Below are 11,759 nucleotides of genomic sequence, written 5' to 3'. Positions count from 1 at the left end.
CGGGAGTCTTTCCAGCCTGTGATTCAAACAAATCAACAACTGTCATGTCCTTAGGATAGTCTATCGTTGTAGTATTGAATTCCTCTAATAATTGACGGGCTTCTTCTTCTGGTATGATTGAAATATTGTTAATGGGTTTGTCAAGACAGAATTCAAATTGTCTAAGAATAAAAAGCAATCTATTAACAAGCAAATTTATTTCTGCATCATTAAAATATGTTTCCTGATAATCTATATGTAATTCTAAAGGTGCTTCCTGACCATAATCAAACCAACGAATTGCAAGAGGAATTCCCAAATCTGATGTACTTTTCAATTCTTTTACCTGTATCTTTAAATCAGAATCCACTGAATCTGAAAAAGGAAGGAGCTCATAGTTAATTAAAACATCAAAAAGTTGCAATCTATCCTTAGAAAGCAATTTCAAGGATCGATTTAAATGAGAAATAGGATACAATCCATGTCTAAAATCATTTCTTTGACTTTGTTTTACATTGGAAATGAGATCTGACAGTAGCTGATTTGGGATAAATTCGCCTTTAAAGGGAAGTATTCCTGAAAACATTCCCACTATTTTCCTATCATCCCTGCCTCTTCTTTTATGATTAGAAAGTCCGAAACAAAAACTCTTATGCCCGGTTGTTTTTCCAAAATATAATAACAGTGCAGCAATCGTTAACTGAGATACATTGGTTTTGGTCTGTTCGACCAGACGTTGTAGTAGTCTTCCATCAGATGTAGAAATTGGAACTAAAAACGAACGAGCATTATCATTTTTTTGCCCTTTCTGAGTCCATATTAAATCTGGAATATCTTTAAATTTCTCTTTCCAATAGGTTGCATCATTGCTGTATTGTAAAGACTTCCAATAATCTAGATTTTGTCGCACCGCTTCTGCATATGAAGGATATTTTTCCTCCAATACATTATGCCCATCTAAAAATTTCCTATATTCAGATATAAAATAATTGGCAAAGATGGCAAATCCATATCCATCAATAATTAAATGATGAAAACAGAGGAAACAATAATGTTCATCTTCTGCTACTTTAATTAATGCAATACGATATAGTTTTTCCTGTTCAAGATCAAAGGCTATATTGAATTGATTTTGCATCCAATCCAAAGCTACTTTTTGAGCCTCCGGTATTGATGAAAAATCTAATGTATCGATATCTAAAGGTATAGGCGTATCAACTATATATTGAGCAGGTTCTGAGTCCGTAAAATCAAATTTGATTTTATGAAAATCAAAGATTTCTGAACAACCTTTTAAAATTAATTCAAATTTAACACTATCGAACTTCCCTTTATAAATGCCGTATCCACCTACATTATATAATGGGCTTTGCGGGTTGGTTATCTGCTTATAATATACATCTTGTTGTGAAAGATGTAACTTCATTTTTTCTTTCATTCTAATAAATTACCTGGGGTGTGTTGTTCTACAATAAAATATTTACAGAGATCACTATTTAAGGACATACTGTATATTAAGTACATGTTGTATTTTCAAAAGAAAGTATACTTTTTCTTGATGGATCTGGTTTTGCAATAGAAAAATACCGGAAAGCAAATGAAAGGTTTAAGCTCTTGAATCATCTGCTAAGTCAACGATAAATTGCTTTGCTAAATATTCTTTAACAAGGATTCGTAAACTGATCTGTTGAAAATGTTAACTTTTGTTATTGACCATTAAAAGTCTATAAGATTACTTGCCTCCTGTTGTTAAAGGCAGTAAAATACCTACATTGATTTTTCAGGTATAGGATAAATGTTTTTTTAATGGTTTATTAACAATTTACAATGAATCTGGAATTATATTGCTTCGAAAATAAAGTTGAGTGAGCCGTTTAATTTCATTATTGGGAATTCAAAATTTCTTTTCTTCACCATTAATGTTGTTACAGGGGTGTTATCCGCATCTGTATTGAGCTCTAAGTTTCGATGGACTTTTATTGCTTGTGCAATATCAGTAATTTTTTCCATGTGTTAAATAATAATGAGTTTCTATAGTAGCAGATTAATATTCTTACTACAAATGGTTTATAATTTTTTTTGACACTTGATCATTTGCTATTTTAGATTTTGAAAATCTATAAGAAATATGAATCTTGTCTCAGGGTCAAATATATTAAAAATTTTGTTGAATAACAGGTGAACAGGCAATAATTTAATCGTTTTTAAATTCATTCAGTCCTGTTTTCATAAACCAGGAATCATGATATTTTCATGTATAAGTCACTAAATCAAGACAAAAAACATCAACAATTACAACTTACTACGATTTCCTTATCAATAATCATAATTATTTAAAAATACATCGAAAAAACATCACTTCTGCAATAATAATACTAAGCCATGAGTGATATTCATCAAAAATCGTAGTTACGACAGTGCTTTTTGATGTTGAAAGAAAATCTATTTACAAAATCTAGAAAGATTGTGAACAATTTCTCCTATTCGAAAAAGTCGACGGATTTGGGCGCAGCTTCAATTTTTACAGTATTGATAAAAAAAACAAATCACTGACTATAATTCACCGATATTCACCTTTTTTACATTAATAAAAACAGTACTTAAATCTTTCTCTGCAGCAATACAACAGTGGTATTCCTTATGAATATCAAGTTTTTTGATAAAGTATTTTACATTAGAAATACATGTTTGATGATTACATATTTCAAAGGATTTCAAAGGAATCTGGAGTCCCATTCCATTTGCTTTTATCAAAGATTCTTTTTCTGTCCAGTAATTAAAAAAGCTTTCAACATGATTCTCTGATTCCTGAATACGCAATAGCTCATTTTTTGTCATCTGATCGCAGAATTCCAGATAGTCTATACCATAATTTGAAAATTCAACATCAATTCCTACTGGAAATTCTGAGATAGCACAAACAACTAAATTTTTTGAATGGGATATATTGAAATATATTTGATGATCTTGTAAAAATGGTTTTCCATTGTTACTGACATTAATTTTAAAATCGTTGATATCGTAGTATTTACTTAGTCCATATTTTAAAAGAATCCTGCCCAATACAGAAAGCTGTGCGTCTTGCCATTTTCTATATTTTAAGAACTTTTTATCACTATTTTCCCCAAATATTTCCAGATATTTATTTAAAATATAATGGTGCTTTTCTTCCTCAATAAATACATACAGTACATTCATAAATCATTATCATAAAAACCGTTAAAAGCAGTACGAGAAACCTCATCATGAGTTACTGCAATAATTATTTTACCTTCTTTTATTAATTTCGGAATTACTCTTTTATAAAAATATTTTATAAAATAAGGATCCTGACCGGTAGCCATTCGGTTGGAACAATTATAGGCTTTTTTTCTATTATCGCAAAAAATCAGAGATATCTTTTTAGGCTATCCTTTGGAAAAACTAAGTCGGGTTGATTTATTCTGATCCTTTCCAATTACCGCTATCATTTTTAACGCAATTAATATCCACTGAATTATGACTAATGAACCTTATAAAAATAAACTTTGTCTTTGTGTTTTAATTCGGCTTCACCTGATTCCATAAAAGTGTTTAAAGATAATTCTGTTGAGATCACAAACTGCTAAGCAGCCCCTTTTTTAATCTCCGGATCTGTTATCTGTATTTATTGATTATACAAATTAATAATTCTATTTAGTAAAAATCATCTCTCAATCCCTTACAGCAGGCATTAGCATTAATATAAATTAGTTTTATCAATCCGCATGAAAGAGGTATATTTAAAAAATAATTACCATGACTTGCCAAAGCAATTCTTTAAAACAACTTTTATAAAAAATTGATTTACACAACACTTTTAAATATTGCTATTTTTCAGGGAATTGTATTAGGCCTGGTTATTTTAAGGTCTTCCCTATTCAATAGTCAATCAAATAAATATTTAGCCTATTTACTATTTGCTCTTTCCTTTGTTTTACTAAATTATGTTTTTGAAATAGAAGATACATTTACTGCGTATCCTTTTCTACATTTTTTTGACGATATCGAGTGGGTATTTTTATTGCCGGTTTTCATATTTCTGTTCATTATCAACCGGATTGACGATACTGTAAAGAACAGGCAGAAGCATTATTTGTATTATATTCCATTTGCCTATTCTTCTATTGTGAGTATTACATACGATCTAAGTAATGTTGCAGGAATTTTTAAAATCCCGGATTCAAACATTTTTATAGTCAATATATTTAGGCTGATTCAGCTTTTATTTGCCTTTATCATTATCCCGTTTTTACCTCTTTACTCTTATTTTATGATCAGGCATTTAAAAGATTCACAAGAGAAAAAATGGGTCATTACTTTATTAACCCTTATCTATTTGTTGTTATTAGTCTGGCTTATTACCTATATGACTGGTCTTTTTTTTGGATTAGATATTTCCTCTACCATGAGCGTACTGGCTTTATGTGCAACATTTGTAATGCACTGGACAGCCTATATTGGCATTTACAAATACAAACTTGCCAAAAACAAAGAGGCTATTTCCCATTTTCTAAATAATGATTCAGCGGTTTTGTATCCCAATCTGCCAATGGCAGAAGATAGTACACCACAAGAATATAAGGAATCTATCACGGCAGATAATCTTTATTTTCAAAAACTGGAACTTCTTTGCAAAGATGAGCACATTTATACGGACAGTACTTTAAACAGAGAAAAAGTCGCTGAAAAGCTGGGCATAAGCGCGGGATATGTTTCACAGATTGTGAACACAATAACAGGAGATAACTTTGCTCATTATATTAATCAATATCGTGTGGAAGCGGTAAAAGAAATGATATCAGATCCGGAATATGAAAACTACACTTTGCTGACGATGGGATTAGAATCCGGGTTTACTTCAAAAACAACTTTTTATAAAGCCTTTAAAAAAGTAACCGGTCAGACACCCAATGAATATAAAAATACCAGCAAATAGGTACCATTTTATCCATTTTTAAGGTTTTGAAACCCGTTCTAATTTGATTTATTTGAGTTTTGCAGTTAAATAATTCAAATTAATCTTTTATGAAAAAAACCTTCTTACTCCTCATCATTTTGTTTGCTTTTTATTCTGTGAAGGCTCAAAATGAAAACAGAACTGCTGCAAATCCTTATGAGAAAAAAAATGAAATTAAACTTAATCTTATCTCCCCGTTCATTGGTGCTGTGGAAGCAGGTTTTGAACGGCATCTCAACAAAAATTCATCATTGGAAATATCTGCACTTATTGTGTATGATGATAAAAAAAATGAGGATATGAATTACTACATCTCTCCTTATTACAGATATTATTTCGGAAAAAAATACGCTTCCGGTTTTTTTGCCGAAGGATTTGGAATGTTCACTTCCATTGACGGAAAAAAAATATATTCAGCAGATCAACTGACATTCACTGAAAATAAAGATGTTTACGATGCTGCACTGGGCGCCGGGCTGGGCTATAAACTGGTCACAAAAAAAGGATTGGTTTTTGAAGCCAATGCAAGCTACGGAAAACTCTTGTTCAATGCAGACAAGACAGATCATACCGTAGTTGCCAAATATGGGTTGAGTATCGGTTACCGATTCTAATATGAAATAGAGCTAAAAACTAAAGCATAACAATCCTTAGTTTTCGGTGAATCCAGTACAAAACTGAAATATGGATAACATCATCTGTAAAAGTGCTTTAATATGATTCTACCGAGGTCATGTACATTCAAATGACGCCACCATCTTCTGGTGGCGTCATTTTCCATAGTATTAGAATTTATAATTTTAATTAATTTTTCCTGACTTTTTATTATTTTAATTACAAAAACCTAAAAAACCTGATAGTATTTTGAAATAACACCTATTATCATAGTATAAAAAATTAAAAATAATGTAAGCTTAAGTCAACGAAACTTTATTGTAAATATGATTTCTAAAATATTTGATGGCTGGTCTTCGGGATTTTTTCTTAAATAAGTAAAAACCGCAAATATCTGCGATATTTGCCGTTTTTAGTGCCTTATGCTTTCAACTTTAGAAGAAAAATCGTTTATTACTGCTGAAGTATGGGACACTACATCTGTAACAAACCCCTCAGTTCAGGACTTATTATGAGTTACTTGAATAAATTGTATCTTTTTCAGACACCGCTTTTTCATTTTTATCCCCCACATATACACAGATACCTCCCACCCAGGTTTCCAACACCGGAATGTTCCGCATTTTCATATATTGCAGGGATGGTGTATTCAATGAAAGAGGATCTTGTTCCAATATAACAAAATCAGCAAAGTGTCCTTTATTTAGTGAACCCACCCATTGATCTGCATAGCATTGCCATGCGGCATCATAAGTAACTGCAATCAACGCCTGCTCAGGAGTAAGGCGTTCGGTGCTGTTTAAAACTTCAATATCGTTTGGATTCTTTTCCATTATTCTGGTAATCGATTGTTCCATCATTCTTAATGGCCCTAGCGGGCTTACTTCATTGTCACTGTGAAGTGTAATTCTCATACCAGCAGCAAGCGTTGAACCGCAAAGATCCAGCATTTGGGCCTTTTCACCGAATATCACTTCTTTAAAAGCATATCCCCAGTAGCCTACATGCCCGATCAGGAAACTTGGCGACACTCCCATTTGCAGCATATTGGTTATATGATCTGCGGTCAGAAGGGAGCAGTGCTCAATACGGTTGCGAAGCTCGGGACCTCTGTATTGGGCAAGTGTACGCTGATAAGCATTGATTGCAAATGTCACCGCCTGGTCGCCATTGGCATGAACCATCAGCGGCCATCCTTTGCCAGCTACCACGGTATTGATTAATGTATTATAATTTGGAGGAATGGTTTGTGCGGGAATACCTGCCTGTGGAAAATTAAATACTCCTGTATTATTGGCAGGATCGCACAGGTATGGAGCACTCTGATAACCGGTCAGACCCTGATTGGAACCATCTGAAACCACTTTAATATGTCCGCAATAGACCGGTTTGTAGTGATCCGGTTCTTTATAATGATCCAGTTTATCAACCTCTTCCTGACTGGAACAAAGATAAGCGCCGCCTGTTCTCACCCATTCCGTATGGGTCTCGAAATATTTGCTTAGAAGCATTTCTGATACTTTATTCAGTCCGGCATCATACATAAAGGTAACTCCTCTTGAATTGGCCAATTTAAAAAGATGGGTAAGATAACTATTAATCTGTATGCTCATCGCTATGATCTGCAGCTTTACTACGTTCAAGGCAGGGGTCATCTGCAAACCTTCCTGTAACTGACCTTTGGTCTCACTAATATACTTATCAGCGCTGCCATATTCCTTCTGTATCTCACTGCTGTTCTTAAAAACATGCTCTAATGCCTTGGTATTCAGATAAAGCGTATGCATGGAAGCACTCAGCAGCATCATAGGCGTCTGATTATTGATACCATCAAGTACTGTATTATTAATTGTTATCAACTCTTTTTTTCCATTTTTCTCCTCAAAAGGCATTAATGACGGATCTAATCCTCTTCCTAAAATAACAGCTCCCGGAATTTTAGGAATATGTTTATTTATGATTATTCCCACAGAGGTCAAATCATATACAGCCAGCAAATCCTGCCCTTCAAAAGGACTTACATCCAGCCAGCCCTGCATCATGGCGGTAGGAATCATATGAACATGTGGCTCGATCAGGCCAGGGAGTAATGTTTGATTTTCAGTTAATTCCCTTTTTTGATACCCCGGATGATTTTTCTCCATATAGTCTTTTACATCTGCCTCTTGACCGGTTATCACAACATTTCCATCAGCTATTCCAATAGATTCCACGGTTTCTGTGGAGCCTCCAATCATAGGCCGGATAATTCCGCCACTAATCATCAGAGTTTGTGGTTTTTCGTGGGTTGCTTTTCCGGAACCGGGATTTATTTTCGTAAGATTCTCTGCACTGAAAAGTTCTTCTTTAAGGATTTCCAAAACAGGATTGTTGCAAGAGCAATGGGCACACCCATGCGTGTGTTCATGTTGGTTTTTCATAGGAGTAATTTGGTTTTAGTTTTTATATCAATTGAATTCTGTCCTTATCCAATTTTAATTATAGACTGCTTTTATGAAAGAGCATAGCTTACTATATGATTAGAATCAAAAATATTTCAAGTATATTATATTTAAATAAATATTTATGGGTGAATAATTTTCATTCATTTTCATATATTAGTTTATTCTATAAAAATAATAAAAATAATAAAAATAATCTTTCGATCTGTATATTTTTCACTAAGTGTTGATTAATTTTTTCTATCCGAAACTTTAATTTACAGTGAACTGATGTATTTCTAAGTATTTCAAGAAAACTCATATTTCCAAATGTACCTACCTGATTTTACAATCTGATTATTAACAATCCTTTTTTTAGTTTTGAACGTTCTGGATTGCTCCCTTTCTCAGAAATACTACTTCCTGTTTTAGAAATCACCTATGAAAGATATCATCAACCGTATTTCTCTCTTCTGAAATAAGCGTAAAATATCAATTTCCGGAGTCTTTAAATGATTAAATTAGCACCGAATTAAAATGCGCTAAGATTTCTATGAAAAATATATTCTATGTTTTGCTTCTTTCAATGGTAACCCCTGTGCTGGCACAAACTAAATTAGAAAAAGCAATTACCAATCTTGAGAATAATTACAAACAGGAAAAAGTATATTTACTTACCGACAAATCGCAATATGCAGCCGGTGATAAAATCTGGTTCAAAAGCTTTGTATTTGACGGATATAACCGTTCTGCAGTATCTACTACCCTATTTGTTGAACTGTACAATTCTGACAAAAAACTGATAGACTGGAAAACGATACTTCTGACCAACGGTGAAGGCAGCGGAGATTTTCAACTAAAAGAAGACCTTCCTGAACAAATTTATTTTGTAAGAGCTTACACTCCCTACATGACGAATTTTAGTGAAGATTTTCAGATTGTAAAAACGATTCCGGTTTACAACCCTAACTCTACTGAATCATTGGTGATTTCAAAAAGCGCTGACTGGTCTGCAAAAGCAGTTCCGGAGGGAGGAACTTTTATTAATGGTATGCCTACAAAATTTGCCGTTAGATTATCAAGCAATACTTCTCTGCCAGACAACTGGACCGGAAAAGTAGTTGACAGCCAAAACCCCAAAGTACCGCTAGCTACCTTCAAATCTTTTGACAGAAATGTTGCCTCTTTTAAAATAACGCCTGCTTCAGGAAAAAAATACCAGGTGATCATTCAGGATCATGCAGGAAAAAGCAAAACAATAGAGCTTCCACAAGTTGCGGAAAGCGGTCTCAGTTTAGAAGTTTACAGCTCTACGGAAGGGATTAAATATACTTTAAAAGGCCTCAATTTAAAACAACAGCTTCAAAATTATAAAGTTGTAGGAACAATCAGTAACCACCTTGCGTACAAAGCCAATATTAAAAATATGACCAATGAAGCTTCAAGCATTATCCCTACAAAAATCAGCAATGGAGCTAACGGTATTTTGCAATTAGCGATTTTTGATGAGCAAGATAATCTGGTGGCCCAAAGACTTTGCTTTATAAAACCCGGGCAATTAAAAATTGAGAAAGCAGAAATTATAGCTCAGAACATCAAACAAACTCCAAGATCTTTCAATAGTATTGACCTTTCACCAGAGTCTTATTTTAAAAATTATACTGTTCTGGTAAGTGAGGAGGATGGCACCCGGAATCCGGAAGAAGAAAATATGCTGAGCGGACTTTGGTTGACAGGAGATTTTACTACAAAAATAGACAGTCCGGCACAATATTTTTCTAAAGACGCCAATACTGAAGCGCTAGATGCGCTGCTTATTTCTGAAAACTGGAAAAGATTTGACTGGAATTCATTGCTGAGCGGAGCTGTACCAACCATTACGACCAATTCTCAAAAATTTCTTTCGTACAAGATAAAACCTATTAAAAACGGCGCGCTCCTGATCAACGCCAACGTCAATTTAATATTGAAATTAGGAAAAGAGGAACCTGTCATTAACCAATTTACAACAGATCAGAACGGATATGCTTATCTAAATAATCTTAACTATGATGAACCTTTGGAGGTTTCATTATTTGTAAATTCAGAAGATAGCAAAGAATCAGGTACTGACAATTTATTTGTCACGATAGAACCATTAGTGACCCCCACCTCATTCAAAGGCAATTTTCCGGGTACAAAATATACATTGGTAAAAGCCGGTGCCAACCTACCTCTTTCTTCAAGCATTTCCAGAGCCATCAATACTCAGAAAAACATAAAAAAAACCGCAAGTACTGATGTACAAATTGAAGAAGTAAAACTGGTTGGGAAAAAGCAGGATCCTAAAGAAGAGTTAGACAAACAACTGTCCACCGGAATGTTTACTTCTATGAACTCTACTATATTTGACTTCGTGAATGAAGACCAACATGTTGCCGGATCCAGCAATATCTTAGACTGGCTACAGGGAAGAGCGGCCGGTTTAACATTTCAAAGAAATAATTCGGGAGTCAATGTCCCTTACATTCGCGGCCAGCAAGCCAAGCTTTATTTAGATGAAATCCCCACCGATGCTTCTATGATTGCGAATATACCCGTAAGCAATATTGCTATGGTAAAAATTCTTAAAGGCGCAGGATTAGTAGGCGATGCTGTTGCCATCTATACGATGAAAGGAAATATGAAGTCTAAAAATAATGAAAAAGATATAAAAAAGAACAACTCATCTGTCATCAAAGGATACGATCCACCTTCGGAATTCCCTGTTGAAATGCTGGATAATGATGATCCTGCAAAGAAAATTGAAAATGACACACGGGAAACCCTTTACTGGAATCCTAATTTATTCGACAGCGACTATGTTCCTCCAAGAATTAAATTTTTCAATAATGACAGCGCAAAACAATACAAAGTATTGATCATAAGCTTTGATGAAGAAGACAATCTTTTGTATGATCAGGAAATCTTCAAATAATATCCTTTTCTGTATTATAAAAGCCTTTCAGTTTTCCTGAAAGGCTTTTTTCTTTAATTTTTTAAAAGCCAAGGTTGTAAAAGCTCCCTTATGATTTTAAGGAAAGTAAAGGGTGGCGGTTTCACCGCTGATGAAGCAGCCCGCTTCATCGAATCAATCCTTGATTGATTCACTCTTTTGCCTCCTATTATATACATGATCACCGTAGACCTTTGCGTCTATGAAATTTCTATTCATTTGTTCTATTTTTTTCCTCTCAACAATAAGATGTGCCACATCCAGCATTTTTCTCAGATGAATGTACGGACTGACGACATTTTATTATCCGTAGTTTGAAGAAGTAGGAACTTCAGATATATTGAGTCAACTCGACAATCTTATGCTTATTAAATATGAACATCCATTTTGGGAATCTTTGTAAATTCTAGATACTTTAATTCATCTCACTACCCTAAGAAACTGATTACACAGTGTTTATTAAGAACTATCTTCTCCAAATCACATTTTCACATCATTTATTTGTGTATCTTGTCTATCCATTTTTTACCAAAATATTTTAAAACCAAACACCTTATTTTATGAAAAATCTAAAAAACTTACCACGAAAGCTCACCAAAGGAGATCTGAAAAAAATTCTTGGCGGAGATGGTCCTATTCTGTCTCAACCAATGTGTACTCCAAGACAATGCGAACTTTTTGATAGGAGATGTGATTACCGTAACAGTTGCCCTCCCCTATATCCCGATCCGGTTTAAAATACAATCCGGTTCAAAGGAAAAATAATACATCGCCCGCAAAATATTATCTTATT

General features: G+C 33.9%; 8 protein-coding genes. 3 read left to right on the top strand and 5 right to left on the bottom strand.

Annotated elements, in window-relative coordinates:
- From BUC06_RS20680 to BUC06_RS23940, 4 genes are all read right to left on the bottom strand, one after another.
- Window positions 1–1,417 (bottom strand): condensation domain-containing protein (locus BUC06_RS20680; RefSeq protein ID WP_139263414.1); only part of this gene is annotated, 1,417 nt, incomplete at its 3' end.
- Between the two features lie 401 nt (window positions 1,418–1,818).
- The gene (locus BUC06_RS23945; protein ID WP_167367450.1) at window positions 1,819–1,989 is read right to left on the bottom strand and encodes a hypothetical protein; all 171 of its coding nucleotides are present in this window, start codon (window positions 1,987–1,989) and stop codon (window positions 1,819–1,821) included.
- Between the two features lie 543 nt (window positions 1,990–2,532).
- Window positions 2,533–3,177: a 4'-phosphopantetheinyl transferase family protein gene (locus BUC06_RS20675; protein ID WP_073336091.1), complete on the bottom strand. Its 645-nt coding sequence runs from the start codon at window positions 3,175–3,177 to the stop codon at window positions 2,533–2,535.
- Window positions 3,174–3,323 carry a hypothetical protein gene (locus BUC06_RS23940; RefSeq protein ID WP_164466156.1) on the bottom strand — a complete coding sequence of 50 codons (150 nt, stop codon included), beginning with the start codon at window positions 3,321–3,323 and terminating at the stop codon, window positions 3,174–3,176. Before BUC06_RS23940 ends, BUC06_RS20675 begins: the two co-directional genes overlap by 4 nt.
- 476 nt (window positions 3,324–3,799) lie before the next feature.
- Here BUC06_RS23940 and BUC06_RS20670 point away from each other — a divergent pair, with 476 nt between their 5' ends.
- Both BUC06_RS20670 and BUC06_RS20665 read left to right on the top strand, forming a co-directional pair.
- A complete protein-coding gene (locus BUC06_RS20670) occupies window positions 3,800–4,936 on the top strand; it encodes a helix-turn-helix domain-containing protein (protein WP_073336089.1) in 1,137 nt (378 codons plus the stop codon).
- Between the two features lie 89 nt (window positions 4,937–5,025).
- Complete coding sequence (locus BUC06_RS20665) at window positions 5,026–5,571, top strand: DUF3575 domain-containing protein (protein ID WP_073336087.1); 546 nt, start codon at window positions 5,026–5,028, stop codon at window positions 5,569–5,571.
- A 510-nt stretch (window positions 5,572–6,081) separates the two neighbouring features.
- Here the strand turns inward: BUC06_RS20665 and BUC06_RS20660 are convergent.
- A complete protein-coding gene (locus BUC06_RS20660; RefSeq protein ID WP_073336085.1) occupies window positions 6,082–7,992 on the bottom strand; it encodes an amidohydrolase in 1,911 nt (636 codons plus the stop codon).
- Window positions 7,993–8,545: 553 nt separating this feature from the next.
- On the opposite strand from BUC06_RS20660, the gene BUC06_RS20655 reads away from it, so the two are divergent.
- Entirely contained in the window at window positions 8,546–10,948 is a 2,403-nt protein-coding gene (locus tag BUC06_RS20655; RefSeq protein WP_073336083.1) for a TonB-dependent receptor plug domain-containing protein, read from the top strand.
- The last annotated feature ends 811 nt before the right edge of the window (window positions 10,949–11,759 follow it).

Origin of the sequence: Chryseobacterium carnipullorum, from assembly GCF_900142785.1 — a bacterium.
GTDB classification, from domain to species: domain Bacteria; phylum Bacteroidota; class Bacteroidia; order Flavobacteriales; family Weeksellaceae; genus Chryseobacterium; species Chryseobacterium carnipullorum.
The sequence above is the reverse complement of the archived record's forward strand: the minus strand, read 5'-3'. Positions and strand labels throughout refer to the sequence as shown.

Coding starts and splice junctions, on each gene's coding strand:
- BUC06_RS23945 (WP_167367450.1), bottom strand. CDS start 1,989: ATGGAAAAAATTACTGATATTGCACAAGCAATAAAAGTCCATCGAAAC.
- BUC06_RS20675 (WP_073336091.1), bottom strand. CDS start 3,177: ATGAATGTACTGTATGTATTTATTGAGGAAGAAAAGCACCATTATATT.
- BUC06_RS23940 (WP_164466156.1), bottom strand. CDS start 3,323: ATGGCTACCGGTCAGGATCCTTATTTTATAAAATATTTTTATAAAAGA.
- BUC06_RS20665 (WP_073336087.1), top strand. CDS start 5,026: ATGAAAAAAACCTTCTTACTCCTCATCATTTTGTTTGCTTTTTATTCT.
- BUC06_RS20660 (WP_073336085.1), bottom strand. CDS start 7,992: ATGAAAAACCAACATGAACACACGCATGGGTGTGCCCATTGCTCTTGC.
- BUC06_RS20655 (WP_073336083.1), top strand. CDS start 8,546: ATGAAAAATATATTCTATGTTTTGCTTCTTTCAATGGTAACCCCTGTG.